Annotated in this window: 17 protein-coding genes and 1 tRNA gene; 6 read left to right on the forward strand and 12 right to left on the reverse strand. The window is 55.3% G+C overall.

Translation table 11 applies throughout. The annotated features are described in order from the left end of the window. The first annotated feature begins 75 nt into the window (after window positions 1-75). Complete coding sequence (locus tag HY011_10305) at window positions 76-2,961, forward strand: DNA translocase FtsK (protein ID MBI3423321.1); 2,886 nt, start codon at window positions 76-78, stop codon at window positions 2,959-2,961. A gap of 363 nt (window positions 2,962-3,324) precedes the next feature. Next, entirely contained in the window at window positions 3,325-3,966 is a 642-nt protein-coding gene (locus HY011_10310) for an orotidine 5'-phosphate decarboxylase (GenBank protein ID MBI3423322.1), read from the forward strand. A 149-nt stretch (window positions 3,967-4,115) separates the two neighbouring features. Here the strand turns inward: HY011_10310 and HY011_10315 are convergent, their stop codons facing one another. Beyond that, the gene (locus tag HY011_10315) at window positions 4,116-4,364 is read right to left on the reverse strand and encodes a hypothetical protein (GenBank protein ID MBI3423323.1); all 249 of its coding nucleotides are present in this window, start codon (window positions 4,362-4,364) and stop codon (window positions 4,116-4,118) included. 366 nt (window positions 4,365-4,730) lie between these two features. On the opposite strand from HY011_10315, the gene HY011_10320 reads away from it, so the two are divergent. Together HY011_10320 and HY011_10325 are read left to right on the forward strand one after the other, a co-directional pair. After that, window positions 4,731-5,348 (forward strand): DUF47 domain-containing protein, encoded by a 618-nt coding sequence (locus tag HY011_10320; GenBank protein ID MBI3423324.1) that lies wholly within the window; start codon window positions 4,731-4,733, stop codon window positions 5,346-5,348. Window positions 5,349-5,411: 63 nt separating this feature from the next. Then, entirely contained in the window at window positions 5,412-6,431 is a 1,020-nt protein-coding gene (locus tag HY011_10325; protein ID MBI3423325.1) for an inorganic phosphate transporter, read from the forward strand. Between the two features lie 12 nt (window positions 6,432-6,443). On the opposite strand, the gene HY011_10330 is transcribed toward HY011_10325, so the two are convergent. The 10 genes from HY011_10330 to HY011_10375 all read right to left on the reverse strand — a co-directional run bounded on the left by HY011_10330 (window position 6,444) and on the right by HY011_10375 (window position 19,928). After that, window positions 6,444-8,750: a transglycosylase SLT domain-containing protein gene (locus HY011_10330; protein ID MBI3423326.1), complete on the reverse strand. Its 2,307-nt coding sequence runs from the start codon at window positions 8,748-8,750 to the stop codon at window positions 6,444-6,446. Window positions 8,751-8,980: 230 nt separating this feature from the next. After that, entirely contained in the window at window positions 8,981-10,348 is a 1,368-nt protein-coding gene (locus HY011_10335; GenBank protein ID MBI3423327.1) for a VWA domain-containing protein, read from the reverse strand. Between the two features lie 189 nt (window positions 10,349-10,537). Next, window positions 10,538-11,890, reverse strand: a complete 1,353-nt coding sequence (gene rho / locus HY011_10340) for a transcription termination factor Rho (protein MBI3423328.1) — start codon at window positions 11,888-11,890, stop codon at window positions 10,538-10,540. Window positions 11,891-12,353: 463 nt separating this feature from the next. Further along, window positions 12,354-12,935 (reverse strand): YihA family ribosome biogenesis GTP-binding protein, encoded by a 582-nt coding sequence (locus tag HY011_10345; protein MBI3423329.1) that lies wholly within the window; start codon window positions 12,933-12,935, stop codon window positions 12,354-12,356. Window positions 12,936-12,937: 2 nt separating this feature from the next. After that, window positions 12,938-15,412: an endopeptidase La gene (lon, locus tag HY011_10350; GenBank protein ID MBI3423330.1), complete on the reverse strand. Its 2,475-nt coding sequence runs from the start codon at window positions 15,410-15,412 to the stop codon at window positions 12,938-12,940. A 285-nt stretch (window positions 15,413-15,697) separates the two neighbouring features. Next, window positions 15,698-16,930 carry an ATP-dependent Clp protease ATP-binding subunit ClpX gene (gene clpX / locus HY011_10355; GenBank protein ID MBI3423331.1) on the reverse strand — a complete coding sequence of 411 codons (1,233 nt, stop codon included), beginning with the start codon at window positions 16,928-16,930 and terminating at the stop codon, window positions 15,698-15,700. Between the two features lie 171 nt (window positions 16,931-17,101). Beyond that, complete coding sequence (locus HY011_10360) at window positions 17,102-17,479, reverse strand: ClpX C4-type zinc finger protein (protein ID MBI3423332.1); 378 nt, start codon at window positions 17,477-17,479, stop codon at window positions 17,102-17,104. 83 nt (window positions 17,480-17,562) lie between these two features. Next, entirely contained in the window at window positions 17,563-18,162 is a 600-nt protein-coding gene (locus tag HY011_10365; GenBank protein MBI3423333.1) for an ATP-dependent Clp protease proteolytic subunit, read from the reverse strand. Between the two features lie 121 nt (window positions 18,163-18,283). Next, a complete protein-coding gene (tig, locus tag HY011_10370) occupies window positions 18,284-19,678 on the reverse strand; it encodes a trigger factor (GenBank protein MBI3423334.1) in 1,395 nt (464 codons plus the stop codon). 167 nt (window positions 19,679-19,845) lie between these two features. Then, a tRNA-Leu gene (locus tag HY011_10375) sits at window positions 19,846-19,928 on the reverse strand. A 158-nt stretch (window positions 19,929-20,086) separates the two neighbouring features. Between HY011_10375 and HY011_10380 the strand changes: the two genes are divergently transcribed. Then, window positions 20,087-20,536 carry a GatB/YqeY domain-containing protein gene (locus tag HY011_10380; GenBank protein ID MBI3423335.1) on the forward strand — a complete coding sequence of 150 codons (450 nt, stop codon included), beginning with the start codon at window positions 20,087-20,089 and terminating at the stop codon, window positions 20,534-20,536. A gap of 121 nt (window positions 20,537-20,657) precedes the next feature. Then, window positions 20,658-20,840, forward strand: a complete 183-nt coding sequence (locus tag HY011_10385) for a PLDc N-terminal domain-containing protein (GenBank protein ID MBI3423336.1) — start codon at window positions 20,658-20,660, stop codon at window positions 20,838-20,840. A 19-nt stretch (window positions 20,841-20,859) separates the two neighbouring features. Here the strand turns inward: HY011_10385 and HY011_10390 are convergent, their stop codons facing one another. Further along, the gene (locus tag HY011_10390) at window positions 20,860-22,374 is read right to left on the reverse strand and encodes a D-aminoacylase (GenBank protein MBI3423337.1); all 1,515 of its coding nucleotides are present in this window, start codon (window positions 22,372-22,374) and stop codon (window positions 20,860-20,862) included. Window positions 22,375-22,408: the final 34 nt, after the last annotated feature.

Consider the following 22,408-nt stretch of genomic DNA (forward strand, 5'->3'; position numbering starts at 1 on the left):
ACTGGGTGGTTGAGCAGCGCAGTGCTGGATTGACGCTGAACTCCTCCACAAACTTTCACAACTTTCCGAAACGCTATGTCTATCCGAGAAACCGAAACGATCAACGGCAAGCCTCGCAGCCGCGCGGCGCAACCCAGAGGCGGCGGGCGCAAGACTGCCGCTGAACGTGTGACGCGCGCGGGCCGTCATACCAAATCACATCGCACGAGCCGGGCGACCAAAGCCGAACCTACCTTTTCCTTCGCCAGTTGGACAGCCAACACCGATTGGGCTGAATTGCTGAAAGACTTGGCCGGACTGGTGCTGCTGGTCTTTGGCGTAGTCTTGTTGTTTTCACTGGTCAGCTATGACAAGGCCGATCCTTCGGTGAATACCGTGGGATCGAATTTGCAGGTCAAGAACTGGATTGGGCCGGTGGGCGCGAGCATGGCTTCGCAATTTTATAAGGCCTTCGGCTGGCTGGCCTGGGGCTTCCCGCTGCTGATTTTGGGTGGGGGCTGGTGGTTGTTGCGTCCGCGCCAATTGCCAATGCCAGGCGTGAAGCTCTTTGGCTGGTTGTTGGTGCTGGTCGCCCTGGTCGGGTTGCTGGCGTTGTCAGATTTGGGCAGCCCGCAGAATGGCGATTTCCATCGCAGCGGCTGGATCGGACAATTGCTGGTGCGCGATGGCTTGGTTGGTTCGCTCAACCAGATCGGCTCGTTTATTTTGCTGGCGGCACTGTTGCTGGCCGGGATTCTGATCTCGACGCCGTTCTCACTGAGTTGGCTGCCGAAACTGGTGGATGATCTGTCGCCGGGTGGGGGCGAGGGAGCGCGTTGGAGCGATTCGTTAATGGGCACGTTTCGCCGCCGCTATGATCTGGATGAAGAGGACGACGCCGATGCTTTGCCGCAACGGCGGCGTGCGGTGCGTCCGCTGCTGAAAGATTCAAGCGCGGCGCGAGCGTTGGCGGGCGGAAAAGATAGGGCGCAACCCGTGATTGTCGGCAGTGAGAAACGCAAACCTGAACCCCCCGCGCCAGTGATTGCACCCACTGAGCCGGAAAAGGACGAGTGGTTCGCGTTTGAAGATGATGAAAAGACCGGCGCCAATGCGGTCGTGGTGAATCGCGAGACTCGCCCCCTGGCGCAAGCCGACGCGCCAAAACGCGGACGCGTGTCGGGCAGAGAAACTGAGCCTGAAATCGAGCCGGTGAATGGACATGGCACAAAACGCATCCCAACTTCATTGCGCGGCGACCAGCGCCCGCTGCCGCTAAAGAAGCGGCCTGCCAGCGAACGCGCGCCCTGGGATGACGATACGGACGAAGAATTCGATGAGGCCAATGTGCATGATGGCGCGCCGCCGCCGCCGCAACCGCCGCCGCGCCGTACCGTAGACGAGATGCTCTCTTCGGCTACGGTTAAACGCATTGAAACCGCCGAACTCGAAAAGGCGCCCGAATCGAAATTAAAACAGGTCGTCAAAAGCGTTGCGCGACTGATGGCCAATTTCAAACTGCCTGATTCGGACATGCTCTCGCCCGCAGCGGCGCGTCCCGAAGTGGCGGATGCCGAACTGATGGAGCGCGCCCGGCAACTGGCCGAAAAATGCGCCGAGTTCAATGTCTCCGGCAAAGTCACGCGCATCAGCCCTGGCCCGGTCGTCACAACCTTTGAATTCAAACCCGATCCGGGCGTGAAATACAGTCGCATTACCGGCTTGGTGGACGATCTTTGTTTAGGGTTGAAAGCCGAATCGGTGCGCATTGATCGCATTCCTGGTAAATCCACCGTCGGTATTGAAGTCCCCAATACGACGCGCGAAACGATCCGTTTGCGCGAGGTGATCGAATCGAAAGAATTCCGCGACTCGACCTCGAAATTGACTTTGGCGCTGGGCAAAACGATTTATGGCTCGAATTATGTGGCCGACCTCAAGAAGATGCCGCACTTGTTGATTGCGGGTGCGACTGGCGCGGGCAAGTCGGTCGCCTTGAACTCAATTCTCGTCTCGATGCTTTACAAGGCTTCGCCCGACGAAGTGAAGTGCATCCTGGTTGACCCCAAACGGCTGGAATTGGGCCTTTACGCTGATCTGCCGCATTTGCTGACGCCGATTGTGACCGACCCGAAGCGCGCCAGCTATTCGCTGAAATGGGCCGTGTCGGAGATGGAGAACCGCTACAAGCACCTGGCCGCCTTCGGTGTGCGCAACATTGACCAGTACAACACCGATGTGTGTGCAGGTTACGATCCGAAGCGCGATGCCGACAACGACGACAAGCCTAAGCCGCTGCCATACATCGTTATCATCATTGACGAACTGGCCGACCTGATGATGGTCTCGGCGCGCGATGTCGAAGAGAGCATCACGCGGCTGGCGCAAATGGCGCGCGCGGTCGGCATCCATTTGATCCTGGCGACGCAACGGCCCTCAGTGGACGTGATCACCGGGCTGATCAAAGCCAACTTCCCCTCGCGCATCTCCTTCCGTGTTTCCTCCAAAGTGGACTCGCGCACGATTATTGATACCAATGGCGCCGAAGGCTTGCTGGGGCAGGGTGATATGCTCTTCCTGCCGCCTGGCACGTCGCGTCTGGTGCGCGTGCACGGGGCATACGTAGACGAAAAAGAGGTCAAGCGCGTGTGCGACTTCATTCGCTCTCAAGGCCAGCCTACCTACGACGAGCGTGTCACCTTGAGCGAGAAAGAGATGGAAGGCTCTGAGGCGAGTAGCGATGCACGGCGTGATGAGAAATACTATGATGCCGTTAAGATCGTGATTGAGATGGGACGAGCCTCGACTTCGGTTTTGCAAAGACGCTTAAGAATTGGCTACGGACGGGCCGCTTCGATCATTGATATGATGGAGCATGAAGGCATCATTGGGCCTGAAGAGGGTGCCAGCAAACCGCGCCAAGTTCTTGTAAAAGCTGATTTCCTTGAAAGAATCGGGCAGTTACGTGAGGAAGAGTATTAACTATCAATTGAATATAGTACATTGGTGCTATATGAGATGGTTTTTTACTATTATCCACAGGCCAATCCTACTAAGACGATGCTTAAGACTAGGATAGCTTAAAGGTTCTGTGAGTAACTTGTTTCGGCCGTGCATCTGATTGCACAATAAAGGTTTAGATGGATGTCGAAAAAGAGTGCAAACCGCTATAAACTGCTCTTTTTGCTCACTTTGTCATTGCTTTCCACAGTGTTTTCCACAGTGTTTCCCACAGCTTTTGTGGAAATGGGTGGAAGCGGTTGAAAACAAAAGACAAAGGCGAATTAAACATTTATCTAACAGGGAGATGATCTGGATTTGATACGTGACGAGAAGCAGCAAGATATGAAGTTACAGTTGGCACTCGACACCCCAGACTTGATTCACGAACTCGATTTGGTCGGCAAAGTGGCACCGTACATTGACGTGATCGAAGCCGGTACGCCTTTGTTGATTCGCGAGGGGATTCGCGCTGTCCGCGAATTGCGCCGCCGTTATCGTGGTCGTCCGGTCGTAGCTGACATCAAGGTGATTGACGCAGGCGAACCAATTGCCGAACTGGCGTTTGCCGCTGGCGCCAACATTGTCACCGTGCTGAGTGTGGCTTCGGATGAAGTCATTGCCAAAGTCGTGCGATCGGCCAAACGTTATGACGGGGAAGTGATGGCGGATAGCTTAGGTGTTGCCGATATTCCAGCGCGGGCGCGGCAATTGCGCGAACTGGGTGTGAGTTCCCTTTGTATCAACCGCCGGGGATTTGAAAAGAGTGATGACAGCCGCGAAGTAAAGGCCACCCGCTTGGCTGACTTAGTGGGCAGCATTGAGTTGCCCGTTTATTTGGCTGGTGGAATTGATCATGATGAGTTGATGCTCTTGCGTGATTTGCCTTTGGCGGGCGTCATTATCGGCGCAGCCATTGCCGAAGCTCCGAACGCCATTGAGTCTGCCAAACGAATGCGGGCCATTCTTGATCATCAAGTCTTCTAGGCAATCATGTCAGGCCGCTATTTATCCTGCGTCAAGCGAAGAGGACAGATGTCACGAATTGTAGACAGGTAAGAGTGCCATGCTGGTAGCAGTGAGACAGAAACGCAGGTGGGGCAGGACTGTGGATGGGCTTCCCAAAGAGATTGTCGTTAGGCGACAGCTTCTAACACGGAAGTTGAAGGTTGGGTTTTTTCAGGAATCAAATCATTGCCGAGCGTGGCTTCAATGCTGGCTTTGATTAAGCAAATCACCGGCAACAAGTCCAGCATAACTTCAAGTAACCCGAATACATAGCCCTTCCGGCGCAGCACGTTGGGAGCATTCCCCAATACAAAAACCATGCCGACCACCGGGAGCACCTTTGCCAAACGCCACGCGAGAATCAAATACTGCTTCATTGCTTTTTAACGACTTCCTTACTGCTAAATTTGAATTTGGAGTTTACTGCGCGGGCAAACACCGACTGATTGCTCAGCAAATGAGATGCCATCCAGAGGTGACACAGGCCAGAAAAAATTACTGAGCCCCAACTCCTGGCTGATCTTTCTTGCTGAAGAACTGCGCAGGTTAGATTTGCAGGTCCGTCCGCACACTTCAATCCGCAGGAAGTTGTTGAAAGCTGTACCCGGTATTATGTTCAGGTTAAATCTTGCCGGAGCGAGAGGGAAATTTTTCATTCCCCACACGGCTATGTATACTGACCGCCTTCGCGGCGGCTGACAGACTGGTAGGTAACGACGGCTTAAACACAGGAGACACATCGTATGTTCCGTTTATTGCCCAAGGAAGACAAGTATTTCGATCTCTTCAACCGGGTCGCTTCCAACATCACCGGGAGCGCGCAACTCTTACAACAACTCTTTTCAGATTTTGAGCGGCGGTCAGCTTACGCCGAACAGATCAAAAAGCTTGAACATGATTGTGACGTCCTCACGCACGACATTGTCAAACGGCTCAACCAAACTTTCATCACGCCCTTTGATCGAGAAGACATCCACTCGCTGGCCAGTTCGCTCGACGACGTTGAGGATGACATTGATAGCGTCGCGCGCCGGGTGATGCTCTATCGGGTGGATAAATCTACTGAAGATGCCCGCAAGCTGGCCGATGTGCTCATTCGCCTTACCGCCAGTCTGGAACGCGCGGTCATTGCGCTCGAAAAGGATAGCGAGACGGTGCTGAAAGAATGCATCACCATTCACACCCTGGAAAACGAGGGCGACTCGCTTTACCACGACGCCGTCGAACGGCTTTTTTCGCACGAGACGGACGCCATCCAGATCATCAAGCTCAAAGAGATTTACGAGAAGATGGAGCGTTGCATTGACCGCGCCGAAGACGCCGCCAACGTCCTCGAATCAATTGTGCTCAAGAACGCCTAAGCTGGCCGGTTTGCCCAACTGCATGTCAAGCGCTGCGGACAGCGCTTATCCCCAGAGGTCTGCATGAATTCTTCTCACATACTCGTCATCATCATTGTCCTGTTGGCGCTGGCCTTTGATTACACCAACGGCTTTCACGATGCGGCCAATTCGATTGCGACCGTCGTTTCGACGCGCGTGCTTTCGCCAGGCAAAGCCGTGGCGCTGGCGGCCTTCTTCAACTTTGTCGCGTTTTTCTTTGCCGGCCACCACGTTGCCTCGACCATCGGCAAAGGGCTGATCAACGTCAAGCTGGTAGATGAATGGGTGATTCTGGCTGGGTTGGTCGGCGCGATTAGCTGGAATCTCTTGACTTGGTGGTTTGGGTTGCCAACCAGTTCTTCGCACGCGCTGGTCGGTGGTTACGCGGGCGCAGCGGTGACGAAAGTCGGCTTTGGCGTGTTGTTTTGGAACCTGGCCGATTGGCCGAAAGGCTGGCCGGGGACGCTCTCGTTCATCGTCATTTCGCCGGTGCTGGGGTTGATCTTTGGCACCTTGCTGATGGTCTTGGCGCATTGGCTCTTTCGCAATTTTGCGCCTTCGCGCGTAGATAGACTTTTCCGGTTTTTACAACTCTTTTCCGCCTCGCTGTTCAGCTTTTCGCATGGCTCGAATGATTCACAAAAAACGATGGGGATCATTATGGCGGCCTTGATTACGGGCGGCTATGTCTCCGCTGGTACTTCCGACCCGCCGCTCTGGGTGGCTTTTTGCGCTTATGCGGCCATCGGCTTGGGCACGCTTTCGGGCGGCTGGCGGATCGTCAAAACGATGGGGTCGAAGATCACCAAGCTCAGACCCATTGGCGGCGCTTGCGCGGAAACGGGCGCAGGGTTGGCGATTCTGATCGCTTCGGAACTCGGCGTGCCGGTTTCGACCACGCATACCATCACGGGTGCCATCGTCGGTGTCGGCTCGACACAACGCCTCTCGGCAGTGCGTTGGGGGGTGGCGGGCCGCATCGTCTGGGCCTGGATCATTACGATTCCGGCGGCGGCGGGAATTGCGGCGGCGACCTATGGCGTCATTTCGCTTTTCAAGTAAGGCTGGTGTCCACTATCTCAACTCAGCGGCATAAATCGTTTTGTACGCCTGCAAATTGTTCAACACCTTAAAGACATAATCTTTTGTCTCGCGCTTGGCGACCTCGATCACAAAGCGGTCAACATCCTTGCTGCCCGTCCGCGCCACCCAACGCGCGACCGATTCCTCGCTGCCGTTGTAAGCCGCCGCCGCCGCTTGCGACGAACCGAACAGATCAAACAGATTTTTCATGTATTGCGCGCCGACCAGAATGGCCGTATTCGGCTCGTAAAGATCATCCTGCTCAAAATCGGTAAGCTGCAATTGTTCGGCAATCTGAATGGCCGTCGGTGCGATGAATTGCAGCATCCCGCGCGCCGCCGCCGCGCTTTTGATCCGCGTGTTATAGCTGCTTTCCTGCCGGGCAATCGAAAGCACGAAACGCGGATCAACGCCGCGCGCGCCCGCGTGTTTTTTCAACGCGCCGCGAAACGGAAAGGGATAAAAGACCTCGGCCAATTCGCGCGGCAACAATTCCAATCGGTAATCTTCGGGCAGATTGCGCAGCAACGGCTCGAAGAGGCGGAAGGTGTAATTCGCGCAATCGCCGCGCGCGCAATAATACGCCACCGTGTTGTTGCTGACGGTTTGCGCCGCCGCCAACTCCGCCGCGCCTTCATCGTACAAGCCCAGAAACAGCAACTCGTTGGCAATCGTTGCGTGGCTGGTGCCGGTTGCGGCGGGCGTTCCCTCTGGCAACGGAACCGCGCGTCCAGCCGGAGTGAAGTTCAAGGCGGGCGCTTCATATCCTGGCAGCTTGGCGTATGCCGCGCGCAGCAGGCCGAACAGTTCCTGGCGCGTCTTTTCATCCTCAACCAATCGCAGCGCCTGATTTACCGCGAACTTTGTTGCCCCAGCGTTCGCAATTGCCGCCGCCTGACGCGCTTGCGCCAGCCAAAACTCGCGCCGTGCCGCGACCATATTTTTGGCGCGTAGGTTCGTCGCCAACGCCCGCAGCCGCGCGGTCGCTCGCTGACCGTAATAGGCATAGGCCGCCGTCGAATGGCCGCGCCCTTCATTCAAGGTCAGATATTCGGTGATGGCTTCATCGAAGCGGCCAAGCATCTCCAAACAATACGCGCGCATAAAACTGACTTCGGGCAAATTGGTCGTCGCGACCTGCCCGTGCACGTTCAGATTCTTCGCGCGCAACGTCGTGAAATCCGCGAGTGCGCCCACGTAATCCTCTTTGCCCAATCGAATCTTGGCTTGTTGAAACAGTGCGGTCACGCCGAAGAAACCTTCGCCGAACTCGGCCTGTGCGCGCTGCGCCCATTGCAACGCCTGTTCCGGTCGGCCTGCGGAGCGCAACGTGTCAATCGCATTCAGGTGCGCATAGCCGATGAATTTGCCTTTAGGGTAACGCTGCAAATACTGTTCGTATCGCGCAATTGCCTTGTCGGTCTGATCGGAAAACTGATGGCAGTGGCCGGCGTAATAGAACCCCTGCTCGCCCTCTTCAGTTTGCGGAAACCCGCTGCCCACGCGCTCATACCACGGCAGCGCCTCGGCGAATTTGTTTTCCAAAAAGTAATTACGGCCCAACTGAAACAAGCTCTCTGCTCGTGCCCGGCTTTGCGGGAAGCCGTTAATCACCGCCAGCCAATGCGGTCGCGCGCCCGCGAAAAAGCGGTTGAATTGCAACACCCGCGCGCGCCGCAGATGTTCGGCTTCACTGAGGAGCTTGCCTTGCGCTGCATCCAGCTTGTCCAGATTCACAATCGCACGCAACGCCGTGTCATCGGTTGAACCGCTGGTCAGCGCCGCTTCGAACGAAGCGCGCGCGGCTTCCGGTTGCCGCAAGGCCGCCTGCGCCTCACCGATGCGCGGCAAGACATCGCGGCGCGGCCCCAGTGTCCGCAGCGTCGTCAGCACCGCCTGATAATTGCCCGCATGGAAATAACTCTCGCTCAACCGCCGCAACGCCCGTTCGCGCCACAGATGATCGGGGAACTGCGCGACCAGCTTTTGCAACGTCGCCTGCTCTTCGGTCAGCTTGCCACCCGCCCGCGCAATCTCGGCCAGATGCCACAGCGCGTATCCGGCCAAGGGCGAGTTGCGCGCGACAATTTTTTGAAAGTGTGGCGCAGCTTCGGCAAACGCGCTCCGCTGATCGAGCAGGCGCGCCAGTAAATAGTCGTAATTGTTGCGAGCCACTGTTTCAGGTGAAGTTCGCAGCAATTCGCGCAATTGCTGTTCGGCTCTGGTGGGATCGGTTCGATCAATGGCGGCAGGCAGTTGCGTATAGCCACTTGGCGGCGGCGTAACTCCAAACAGCAAAAGAAGAGTGAGAAGGGAATACAACTTGAACATTGACTGGTTGCAATCACGAAGCCATTTTTTCCAAGTCCCGCAGCGCTTTGGCGGGGCGAAGCCTTTGGAGTGCGGGCGGCACAGGCCGCCGCCTTGGTATTTCCGTCATCGCTAGCCGATCAAGGGCATACCAAAGCGGCGGCCTGTGCCGCCCGCACTCCAAAGACGCTGCGCGTCAACATAAGCTCAGGCTTCGATTATTTGACCCGGCTCGTTTTGCGTTTGATGAAATCCATCATCACGTACTCGCCCAAACGCAGGCTGGTCGTGAAGTAGGCCTTGCCGTGCGCGATCTCGGTTAGGCGTTTGACGAATTCGACCAGGTAATAATCGCTGGTCAGCATGAACGTATTGACGATGATCCCGGCGCGGCGGCATTGCGCGGCCTCGGCCAGCGTCGCGTCAATAATCAGCGGATCAAGGCCCATCGAATTCTTATACAACCGGCGTGTCTCTGATTTTTTGCCGCGCTGTTGCCCGAACGGATTGTCTTCATCCAGAAACAACGCCGAAGGCTTGCCGTCGGTAATCATGATGATCTGGCGCATGTCCTTGCGTTGCGCCTGCAACAGCCGCCGCGCCAGCCGCAGCCCTTCGCAGGTGTTGGTGTGATACGGCCCGACCTGCACGTTGGCGAGTTTGCCGAGCGGTACTTCCTCCGCGCCGTCGTGAAACAAGACCAGCTTCAGCGAATCGCCCGGATACTGCGTGCGGATCAGATGCGACAACGCCAGCGCCACACGCTTCGCCGGCGTGAAGCGGTCTTCGCCATAAAGGATCATCGAATGCGAACAATCCAGCATCACCACCGTCGCACACGACGATTGATACTCCGACTGATGCACCAGCAAATCTTTGTATTCCAGATTGAGCGGGACGCCCAGTCCCTCTCTGCCAATCGCATTCAACAACGTCCCCGTCACATCCAGATTGAGCGTATCGCCAAACTCATACGGCTTCGACGCCTCGTAAGCTTCCACCCCCGTGGACAGATATTTCGTGTCATGCCGCCCGAACGAAGACTTGCCGAAACTCGCCATCAGATGCTTGAGCGTCTTGTAACCCAGAAAGTCCACGCCCTTCTGCGTGACTTCAAACTTGATGTTGGGTTTCTTGAAATTGCCAGTCTCGCCTTGTTGCTGCCGGTTGCGCCACTCGGCGCGTTTGGCTTCATCATCGCCGAACATGCCCTCCAGCGCTTCCTGATCGCCCTGCGCGTTGAGATAGCCTTCTTGCAACAGCCGCTGAATCAGCCGGTCAATCAACTGCTCCAACCGCTCGTCGCGTGCATTGCCGTCCTCATCAAAAAGCTGGTCGTACTGCTCTTGATCCAGCAGGCCGGAATTTTTCAACGCCTCGCGAATGGCGTCGCGCAAGGCTTGCAGCGCATCCGCCGGGTCGCGGAAGTTGTCGAAGTCATCATCATCCCAGTAACGCGAACGGCGGCGGAACTGGTCTTGAAAACCGCTTCGCAAGAGGAATTCCGAAAGCGCGTCCATCAGCTCTTGCAAGTTGAGGTTGTCCCAATCATCGCCTGTCCATTTGGAGTATTTGGTAAAGCGCATAATTTGCCACTCCTTCCTATTCTTTACTTTTTGGAGAGCAATCTTTCTTGATAGTTTTTAGAGCAAGCGACACAAAAGAACAAACCGCGCCCGGTTGATGCGAGCGCGGTTTGTCTGGTTAATCATCGAATGGATGCCAAACAGGCAGTTGATGGTTCGTACAAATTCGCTAAACTAACGCACTCCGTCTCAGCTATTCATCGAAGACAGGAACTCGCCATTGGTCTTGGTCTTGTCTAAACGATCAAGTACAAGCTCCATTTGTTCAACCGGCGAGAGCGGATTGAGCACGCGACGCAAGACCCAAATACGGTCGAGGTCCTTCTTGGCGATAAGCAACTCTTCCTTACGTGTGCCAGATTTTTGCAGGTCAATCGCGGGAAAGACGCGCTTGTCGGACAGCTTGCGGTCAAGATGGATTTCCATATTGCCCGTGCCTTTGAACTCTTCGAAGATCACATCGTCCATACGGCTACCGGTTTCGACCAATGCCGTGGCGATGATCGTCAGCGAACCGCCTTCTTCGATGTTGCGGGCCGCGCCGAAAAAGCGCTTCGGGCGTTGCAGCGCGTTCGAGTCCACACCGCCAGAGAGAATCTTGCCGGAGGGCGGCACGACAGCGTTATGGGCGCGCGCCAGCCGCGTGATCGAATCAAGCAGGATCACAACATCGCGGCGGTGTTCGACCAGGCGTTTAGCTTTCTCAATCACCATATCCGCGACTTGCACGTGGCGCGAGGCGGGTTCGTCAAAGGTGGAGGAGATCACTTCGCCGTTAACCGAACGCTGCATGTCGGTGACTTCTTCGGGGCGCTCGTCAATCAGCAACACGATCAGCGTGACTTCAGGATGGTTCTCGCTGATTGAATTGGCGATGGCTTGCAACAGCATCGTCTTGCCGGTGCGTGGCGGCGCTACGATCAACGCGCGCTGGCCTTTGCCGATGGGCACGAACAAGTCGCAGACGCGGCCTGACACGTTCTCGTTGTTGCTCTCCATCCGCAGTTGCTCGTTCGGATAGAGCGGCGTCAGGTTGTCGAAGAAAATCTTGTCGCGCGCAATGTCAGGCGGCTCGAAGTTGATCGCTTCGACCTTGATGAGCGCGAAATAGCGCTCGCCCTCTTTGGGCGGACGAATCTGGCCGGAGATCGTGTCGCCGGTGCGCAGATCGAATTTGCGAATCTGCGAGGGGCTGACATAAATATCGTCGGGGCCAGGCAGATAGTTGTATTCGGGCGCGCGCAGAAAACCGAAGCCGTCGGGCAGGGTTTCGAGCACGCCTTCTGAAAAGATCAACCCGGACTTTTCGGTTTGCGCCTGGAGGATCTTGAAGATCAACTCCTGTTTGCGCATACCTGTGGCGCCGGGGACATCGAGTTCCTTGGCAATGCCGGTCAGCTTGGAGATATTCATCTCCTTCAGATCTGCGATGTCTAAAAACTCTTTGCCATCGCCAGAGTATTCTTCTTCGTCATAGTCCAGAAAGTCGTCTTGCGGTGGCGTCTTGCTTTTCTCTGCGATTGAGGTTCGGTCCTTCTTCATCATGAGCTTGTCGTCGTGCGTCCTGCCGCTTGGCGCGGGCGACTTAAGGCCCGCGTTGTTGGTGGCGCTGAATGAGAGACCGCTAGGTCTCTTTTGTCCCAGGGTGGGGAACTTTGATAGAAAGCGTGTCAATACTTTGGACACGCCAATACGTGCTGGCTGCCGCTACCACACCAGGCAGTCGGCATACATAAAGAGTTGTGTACGGGATTTTCTTCAGGCGACAAAAACCGGCTTTGCGCGGCTTTTGCCAGGGAGAATGTTGTTTACCTTCGTTATCAAAAATGCTTGATCAAGTTCAATCCCTAAATTCTGATTGATCAGTCATTCCGCTTGAATCAGGTCGCTTTGAATCGGGAGCTTGAATCGGCGCAGCGTGGAGCATGAAAGGCTTTGTCGAGTGACGCCACCAACAAGGGAAATCGGGGGAAGCGGTAAACTGACCGGTCACCGAGTGGGATTATTACTTTGACAAAAGACTGGAACGAATTACATCCCAAAGCTGGTTGGCGCCTTCACGAGTAACCGCAGAGTAGGGGATGATGCGTTCAACTTCCAGCACTTTCTTTGCCTGCTGTTGTGACGCCTGACGCTCGTTGGCGGAAAGCTTATCATTTTTCGTTGAAACCACCAGATAAGGAAGCCCAAAGTGTTGTAGCCAGGATTTCATCTGAAGGTCTAACGGGGAAGGCTCATGCCGAGCATCTACGATTAGGATAGATAGCACAAGCTGTTCGCGTTCCGCAAGGTATTTTTCAATCAACTGCCCCCAGGCCGCTCTTTCCGACTTGGAGACTTTGGCGTAGCCATAACCGGGCAAATCAACAAAATAGAACTGCTCTTCAATCAGAAAGAAATTGATCGTTTGAGTGCGGCCCGGCGTCGAACTGGTGCGCGCCAGACCTTTCACACCCAACAGACTGTTCAACAAACTTGACTTGCCAACGTTCGAGCGCCCCATAAACGCGATTTCTTTGCGGCGATCTTTCAGGAAAGACGCGGGCGTGGTAGCACTCGCAACGAACTTGGCGCTGACGCTCTTCATTTTTAACCAGTCACCGAGCTTTCAGCCACGCCAGTTACCAACGTATTGGTCTGCCAGAGGGAAGACGTGATCTCTGGCGTGCTGTCCAGACTCGGCCTGGCGTGCGGTACGGGCAGACGCTCCAGCGCTAGCTGCAATACTTCGTCCATCGTTTCAGCCAAATTGACTTGAATCTCTTGCAAAATGTCCGCAGGCACTTCGGCTAAATCCTTCTCATTCTCTTTCGGCAGAATGATGATAGTCATTCCCGCGCGATGCGCCGCCAGCAACTTTTCTTTCACACCGCCTATTGGCAGCACTTTGCCGCGCAAGGTGATCTCACCTGTCATGGCGACTTCGCGATGCACGGGGATGCGGGTAAAGACGGATGCCATAGCCGTAGCCATCGTGATCCCTGCCGAAGGGCCGTCTTTGGGGATTGCGCCTTCGGGCACGTGAATGTGCAAATCGTGGCTCTTATGCATGTCAGTCGCGATGCCCAATTCAGCCGCGCGTGAGCGAATGTAAGTGATCGCAGCCTGCGCGGATTCCTGCATGACATCACCGAGTTTGCCGGTGAGCGTAACCTTGCCGCTGCCTTCCACCAGCGTCGCTTCAATCTGCAACACATCGCCGCCGACTTCGGTCACAGCCAAGCCGTTGACCAGCCCGATTTCGCTGCGCTCGGCCATTGTTTGCGGGCGAAACTTTGTTGGTCCCAACAGTTTCTTGGCCGCCGCTGTGTCAACCAGGAAGTGAAACGGCTTGCCGCTGTCACCATTCTTGGCTGTCGCGGTTTCTTGCACGACGCGGCGCGCCACCTTGCGGCAGATCGAACCGATTTCGCGTTCCAGATTGCGCACGCCCGCTTCGCGCGTGTAGTACTCAATGATCGTCTTGAGACCGTCGTCCTTGAATTCGAGTTGCTCCGGTTTCAGACCATTGGCTTCCGACTGTTTGCGAATCAGATGGCGGCGGGCGATTTCGCTCTTCTCGCGTTCAGTGTAGCCAGCCAGACGAATGATTTCCAGACGATCCTGTAACGCTGGCGGTATCGTATGCAAGACGTTTGCCGTAGCAATGAACATCACCTGCGACAGGTCATATTCAACATCCAGGTAATGGTCGTGAAAGGTGTGATTCTGTTCCGGGTCGAGCACTTCGAGCAGGGCCGCCGCCGGGTCGCCGCGATAATCGGAAGCGAGTTTGTCCACTTCATCCAGCAGCATCAGCGGGTTCACCGTGCTGGCTTTCTTCATCATCTGGATGATTTGACCGGGCAGTGCGCCGATGTAGGTGCGGCGATGACCTCGAATCTCGGCTTCGTCGCGCACGCCGCCTAAGGCCAGCCGCACAAAGGCGCGCCCTGTCGCTTTGGCAATCGAACGTCCCAGCGAAGTCTTACCCACGCCAGGCGGGCCGACAAAACAGAGAATCGAACCTTTGGGTTTTTCGACCAGTTGGCGCACGGCCAGATATTCGAGGATGCGTTCTTTGACCTTGTCCAAGCCAAAATGGTCAGCGTCGAGGACTTCGTGGGCGTGGTTGATGTCGCGGATTTCTTCGCTGCGTTTTTGCCAGGGCACGCCGATCAGCCAGTCCACGTAATTGCGCGAAACGGTCGTCTCGGCGGACATGGGCGGCATCTGTTCGAGCTTCTTCAATTCACTCAACGCGCGTTCCAGCGCTTCTTCAGTCATCCCGGCTTCTTCGATCTTCAGCTTCAATTCGTCGAACTCGGCGCGCTCATCCTTGCGGCCCAGTTCTTTGTGAATGGCTTTGATCTTTTCGTTCAGATAATACTCGCGCTGCTGCTTTTCCATTTGGCGCTTGACGCGCGTCTGGATGGTGCGGTCAATGTTGGTCTTTTCGAGTTCAACTTCAAGGATTTCGATCATGCGCAACAGGCGTTCGTGCGTCGAATAAGTTTCAAGCAGGCTCTGCTTGTCTTCAATCGGCAGCTTGAGTTTGTCGGCTAGGTGATCCACCAGGTGACCGGGGTCAGTGATTCTTAGCGCGGCTTGCACTTGTTCGAGGTTGGTATCTTGGGCTTGTTTGAGATATTGCTCCACCAGTCCGGCGATGCGCGTCAGCAACGGTGCGACACGACGCGGGTTCTCGGCCACCACGGGCGCGCGCCGCAACGTGGCGTAATACAGGCCATCGCGTTCTTCCACCCTGACAACGCGGGCACGCTCGCGTCCTTCGACTAAAACCTTGATGGTGGCTTCATCCGGTTTGCGCAAGGAGTTGGCGATGTAAGCAAGGGTGCCGACCTGGTAAATCTGACTGGCATTCGGTTCTTCAACAGTGGCGTCGTGTTGCGTTGCCAGGAAGATGATCCGGTTACCCGTCAAGGCCTCTTCCAGCGCCCGGACCGACGACAGGCGGCCAATCACAAACGCCGCTTTGGTCTGCGGAAAGACCACCACATCGCGGATCGGTACCATAGGGTAACGGACGACATCACTGGGAGTACCGTCGTGAAACTCTTGCATTGCTGATCAACCTCAAAAAAACAAACTGAAATACAAAAGCAATCGTCATCTAGGCGCAACATCTAAAAGTTACGCCAGGAATATATGTCGGAAAAACGAATTGGAAATGCCCGGAGAGAAAAGCCGTTGTCTTGCGACAAAGACCGTTGCCGTCAGTCAAACAGTGAATGATTCAGGATTGGGAGTCTGCTCAATTACGCCGGTTTTCAAACTTACCGTCGCGTCGTGAATAGGCAAGCTGGAAAATCAAATGCTGCCAAGCACTGTAAAGAAGGCCGCCTGCCCTTAGCCAGCCTTCTCAAGCGGGAAAACGGCGCGGCGGTCGCCAACCATTTCTGCCGTCACGTTGAACTCTTTGATCTTTTTCTGACTCGGCAGCGTGTACATCGCTTCCAGCATCAACTCTTCTAAAATCATGCGCAGCCCGCGCGCCCCAACCTTACGTTCACACGCCTGTTTCGCAATCGCGTGCAGCGCATCATCCGTGAAGCGCAACTTGATGCTGTCCCATTCAAACTGGCGTTGATACTGTTTGACCAGCGCGTTCTTGGGTTGCGTCAGAATCTCGATCATCGCCCGTTCATCGAGTTCATGCAGCGTCCCGGCGACCGGCAAACGGCCTACGAATTCAGGGATCAAGCCGTACTTGATCAAATCTTCCGGCTGCACCTGTTGCAGCAGATCATTGGAGGCGCGTGCCTGTGCCATCGCGCGTATGTTTGCGCCAAAGCCCATTGCTTTTTGTCCAATGCGCTTTTGAATCACTTTATCCAACCCGACAAAGGCGCCACCGCAAATGAACAGGATGTTGGTTGTGTCTACGAGGTAAAACTCCTGGTGCGGATGCTTGCGGCCGCCCTGTGGCGGGACGTTGGCAACGGTACCTTCCAGAATTTTCAGCAGGGCCTGTTGGACGCCTTCACCTGACACGTCGCGCGTGATCGAGGGGTTCTCGTCCTTGCGGCAAATCTTGTCAATCTCGTCAATGTAAATGATGCCTTGCTGCGCGCGCTCGACATCGCCGTTGGCGGCTTGTAGCAATTTCAGGATGATGTTCTCGACATCCTCACCCACGTACCCGGCTTCGGTCAGTGTCGTGGCGTCAACAATGGTGAACGGGACTTTGAGCATGCGCGCTAGCGTTTGCGCCAGCAGCGTCTTGCCCGTGCCGGTAGGGCCAATCAGCAGGATGTTGGACTTTTGAATTTCGACATCACCGCGCCGCTTCATCATCTCGATGCGTTTGTAGTGTTGGTAAACAGCGACGGCGAGTTTCTTCTTGGTATCGTCTTGGCCGATGACATATTCGTCGAGGAAATCTTTGATCTCGGCAGGCTTGGGCAGCGGCGGGCGGGCGGCGGCGGCTTCCTGTTGCGCGTCATCACTGATGATTTCGATGCAGATGTCTATGCACTCATTGCAAATGTAAACGGTAGGCCCCGCGATTAGCTTTTTGACTTCGTTCTGGCTCTTGCCACAGAAGCTACAGCGTAGCGTATCTTCACCTCGTCTCATCACCGGGTGGCCTCCATTGGGAAAAATGACGGGAAAAATGCTGTTGTCATTGAGAACCTCTTCTGCACCTAGTCTGGTGTGGTGGATGGTCTGCGGCTCGCATCATAAACAAGAGCTTAAGTCGTGTGCAAGCCTTCACTGGGGCTTGCTATTCGCCAAAGAGCAGTCCGGATTTCAGTACTTCGCAAGCGCGCACGACTTTTCACAGATTTGCGCTTCTTCACCAGGGAAAAGCCGTTCCCCTTGCGGATTATGCCGGTCATGAAGATTGAAACTGCACAAACCCTTGACCTTCTGCTCTTCGCCTAGCAGTCGCTTATACCAGGGGCGGTTTAACGAGGGCGTTTTTACCCCCAGATCGCGGTAATCGTCCAGCAACTGAATGCAAACCTCTACGCATTCATCACAAATATATCCTGCGCGTCCTTCGAATAACCGCTCCACCTCGCCTTCACCTAAGCCACAAAAAGAACAGCGCAAGCCCGGTTGCAACAACGGCGAAGCGACCGGTAATTCCGGCACCGGCTCCGTCATCACGTCCAGGTTCAGCATGGAGTAGGAATTCTGCATAACCTGAAAAGTGAAACGCGGAGCGATACAGGCGGCATTACCCGCCTGCGTTGCTCCGCTAGCTGTTACTCGCGGTGTGCGATCACCAGATCAATCAAGCCATACTCCTTTGATTGTTCTGCACTCATAATACGGTCGCGATCAACGTCTTTTTCAATCTGCTCGACCGCCCTGCCGGTGTGGTTGGCGAGAATGCCATTGAGCCGTTCGCGCATACGCAAAATCTCTTTGGCCGCAATGTCAATGTCAGTGGCTTGTCCGCCGATTCCGCCAGCGTGTGGTTGGTGAATTAGGATGCGTGAGTTGGGGAGCGCGAACCGGCGTCCGGGCGTTCCGGCTGCCAACAGCACGGCCGCCATCGAAGCGCATTGCCCGATGCAGAAGGTGGTGACGGGATTTTTGACAAACTGCATAGTGTCGTAAATCGCCAGTCCCGACGTCACCGCACCGCCCGGCGAATTGATGTACAGGGAAATTTCTCGATCCGGATCTTCTGATTCGAGGAAGAGCATCTGCGCAACGATGAGGTTGGAAACCATATCGTCAATCGGCGTTCCCAGAAAGATGATGTTGTCTTTGAGCAGCCGCGAGAAGATGTCGGTAATGCGTTCGCCGCGCGAGGTCTGCTCTACTACATAAGGCACGTAAGCTTGCGAATTGATCATAACTGCTTTTGAACCTATTCGGGGAAAGCCGGTCAGCCGCCATAAGTGCTGACCGGTATGTTGTGGCCGGTTTGGAAAATGATTACTTGAATTGAGTTACGCACGGTCACTGTTTGCTCAATCAAGCCTGCTCTGCCGGTTGATCCTCAGTTGCGGGCGCCGCCGCTGCCTGTTTGGCCGCCGCCTCTGCGGCGAGTTGTTCGGCGGTAACTTCTTCGACCGTGATCTCTGCGTGGTTGACAAGCGCATCAACCGCTTTCCCATAGCGCAACCGGTTTTCGATACTAGGAAGCTCATCTTCCTTTGTCAAGCGAGCCTTAAGTTGCTGCGGCAACAGCTTCATACCATAGGCCATGCGCGCGATTTCGTGGTCAATTTCGTCACCTGTGACGCGCACTTTCTCAGCCGTGCCGATGCGTCCAATCACCAATGCCGCGCGCACGTCACGCACCGCCATCAAACGCGCTTCGCCAAAGCGTTCTTCCCAATTGATGGTTTGGGCGACTTCCTTGGGCAAACCGCTTTGGGCCAATTGGTAGGCAAAGTTCTGCATCCGATCCTGGGCCTGCTGTTCAACCAATACGTCGGGCACCTGGAATTCATAAGTGTCGAGCACTTTCTCCACCAATTCATCGCGCAAACGGGCATCCGCCTCACGTTCGGCGGAGTTCGTCAAATCCTCGCGCACCCGCTCGCGCAGTTGTTGCAGCGTCTCGAATTCCTGTCCGAATTGTTGCGCGAATTCGTCATTCAATTCCGGCAATTCTTTTTGCCGCACGGCGACGACTGTGGCGGTGAAATCTACGGTTTTGCCTGCCAGCCCTTGAGAAGTGAAATCTTCGGGATAGACCACGCGGAATTCACGTATATCGCCTTCTTTGGCATTGGCCAAATGTTCATTGAATTCCGGCTGCACGCCTTCCGCGCCCAATTCAATCTGCACATCATCCGCCTTCAGGTCTTCCTCTGGCGGTTCTCCTTCAGCAACAACATACTTGCCCACCAAATTGACCGAGACGAAATCGCCAGTTTGCGAAGGGCGGTCTTCCACCGGCACGAACTCCGCCGAGTTCTCACGCCAGCGCTCAATCACCTTTTCAATGTCCTCATCGGTTACTTGGCGCACACGCTTGATAGCCTTGAGGCTTTTGTATTCTTGTAACTCGAAATTCGGAATGACCTCGACGCTGACCTTGAAACTCAGCGGTGTGTCTTCTTCAAAGGAGAGGTCAGCGATTTGCGGTTCACCTACGACATTGAGTTTGTGGTCTTCCAGTGCATGGCCCAACGCGTGGGGCAAGAGCCGTGACAAAACTTCTTCTTTGACATCCTTGGCAAAGCGTTGTTTGACCATGTGACGCGGGATTTTGCCTTGGCGGAAACCGGGAACCTTGGCGTGGCGCGCATAGGCTTCGTAGGTTTTCTCGAATTCGGCCTTTACCTCGGCGGCGTCTACTTCAATGGTGAGGTCTTTCTTGACCTCCGAAACATCTACCAGAGCGACTTGTGCTTTCAACGTTCAATACCTTTCTTCAACCATAATTCAAAACGCGGGGACTCAAAAACGCGGTAAACGCCCACGTGCGGCTTGCCCCGCAGTTTTTGCCAAACATTCAGATCGGATTACAGGCTTTGAAATCGTGGGCGGGCAAGTTGATGAGTCGCGGCGTTTTCATACTTGAATGCGAAAGGGGGGACTCGAACCCCCACGCCTTGCGGGCACTAGATCCTAAGTCTAGCGCGTCTACCAGTTCCGCCACTTTCGCGTGGTGTTAAGCGAAAACGCAGCCTAACAAATTTCCGAAAGCCGCGCAACCAAGCCTTAAAATGCGTTCAAACCAGACTTAGGCCGCGCTTTCGCCAGATTTGACAGGCCCGCGCGAGCACGCTAAATATGCCTGCAAGATTGAAGAGGAGCTAAACAATGACTTTTCTGGAACGCATCAACCGAGACATCACTACAGCCATGAAAGCCAAAGAGGCCGCGCGGCTCTCTACCTTGCGCATGGTCAAAACCGCGCTCAAGAACCGCGAGATAGATAAAATGGCCGCGCTCACGGACGACGAGGCGCTCAAAATTTTGCAATCGCTGGTCAAACAACGCCGCGACAGCGTCGAACAATACACGCAAGGCGGACGTCCCGAACTCGCCGCGAAAGAAGCCGCTGAGATCAAAATGATCGAAGCTTACCTGCCCGCCGCGCTCGACGAAGCCGCCATCGCTGGTATTGTCGAGGCCACCATCACTGAGCTTGGGGCAACCTCGGCGAAAGAGATGGGACAAGTGATGAAAGCCGTGATGGTCAAGCTTGCGGGGCAAACCGCCGACGGAAAAGTCGTCAGTCAACTTGTCAAAGCACGGCTTGGCGCATAGGGATTCTTGAGGAACAAACGGTTTTTCAGGTTCGTAAGGCTGACTGCGCTGGAACGGCTGTAAGAACGCCACTATCAGCGACTTTCAGTAACTTGAAACAAATCTTTAGGAGTTGTGCATTATGTTTGGAACGCTCTTGTGGTTGGCCTGTGTGATTTTGGATATCTTTGCCATCAACGATGTCATGAATTCGTCGCGCGATTGGGCGACCAAAGTCGTGTTGATTGCCATCATTCTGCTCGTGCCGTTTATCGGCGCCGGTCTTTATCTGTTTGCCTTTCGCGACAAAAGCTTCTCGGCATAATCAGCGCTGGCGAATTTCGTTATTTGGCTTGCTGACGTGGTGTGGTGCTATGCCGCAACACTGCGCCGGGGCGAGCGTTGGTCACTTGGCCCTGCTCGACTACCGGCACGCCATTGACGATGACGAACTGAATGCCAACCGGCTCAGCCAGTGGTTGCGTCATCGTTGCTTGATCCAACACCTTGTTTGCATCGAACGCCACGACATCCGCTTTCATTCCTACCTTGAGCAAACCGCGATCTTGTAGTCCCAGCCGCCACGCCGGATAGGCGCTCATCTTGCGTATCGCTTCTTCCAGTTTCAACCACTTCCATTCGCGCACATAACGTCCTAGCACGCGCGGGAACGTCCCCGCGCCACGTGGATGCCGGTTCGCGATTCCGCCATCGCTGGCAACCATCACCCACGGTTGTTGATAAAACGTGCGAATATCCGGCTCGGTCATGGATTTGCAAACCACACTCGCGCCGCCGTCCTTGACGATCTGCATGTAAACCTCAACAGCGGTTTGATTGTTGGCGCGTGCAATCTCGTCGAGCGTCTTGCCTTCATAGGCGCGATGCGTAGCGCAATTCGTCACCAATACATTCGCGCCGCCGCCGACATCGTTCAGACCCTTTTTCACCATCACCGGATCGTCATGCTTACGACTTGGCACCAACACCGTGATTGTCGAAGCCCAGGCATCGTAAGGGTAACAATCCGCCGTGACATCTAAGCCAGTGCGCCGGGCCGCTTCGATCAGCGCGACGACTTCGCGCGCTTTGCCCCACACGCCCATCGTGCCGAGCTTGATGTGCGAGATTTGCACCGGCAAACCGCCCTCACGGCCGATGCGTAGCGCCTCGTTGAAGGCGTTCATTGCATCATCGGCTTCGTCGCGCACGTGGCTCATATAAATGCCGCCGTATTTGGCGGCCACGCGTGCCAGCTCGATCACCTCTTCAGTCGTGCTGGGATATCCGATGTCGTATTCCAAGCCGGTCGAAAGTCCAACCGCACCCTCGCGCATCGCTTGTTCCACTAACTCGACCATCCGCGCAACCTCACGCTCAGTCGCCGCGCGCTTGTAATCTTGCCCCATCACTTGCTGCCGCACCGTCGCGTGGCCGACGAATGCCAACACATTGACCGAAGTGCGTTGTTGTTCCAGCTTGCTCAAATAATCCGCCAAGGGAAAGGGCGAGCCGCCATCCGGCCCGATGGCGAGCGTGGTGATGCCTTGCAGTATTTGGCTGCGGGCCGTGGAATCAGTCAGCAAACCTCGTTCGGAATGGTTATGTACGTCAACGAACCCAGGCGCAACGATCAACCCGCGGGCGTCAATCACGCGTTCGCCTGCGTGCGGTTTCAGTTTCCCAATCGCACTGATTTGGTCGCCGATGATACGGACATCTGCTTGCCTGCCATGCGCGCCAGTACCATCAATTACGATCCCGCCAGCGAGCAAGAGCGACGTCGCCGAGTTGTTTTGCGGCGCTGATGGAATTGTCAGGCAAGCGAGTACGAGCCAACACGCAATGACCTTTTTCATGCTGCCTCCGCTAACAACGACAGTACTGCATTGT

The organism is Acidobacteriota bacterium (genome assembly GCA_016196035.1).
GTDB lineage: Bacteria > Acidobacteriota > Blastocatellia > RBC074 > RBC074 > JACPYM01.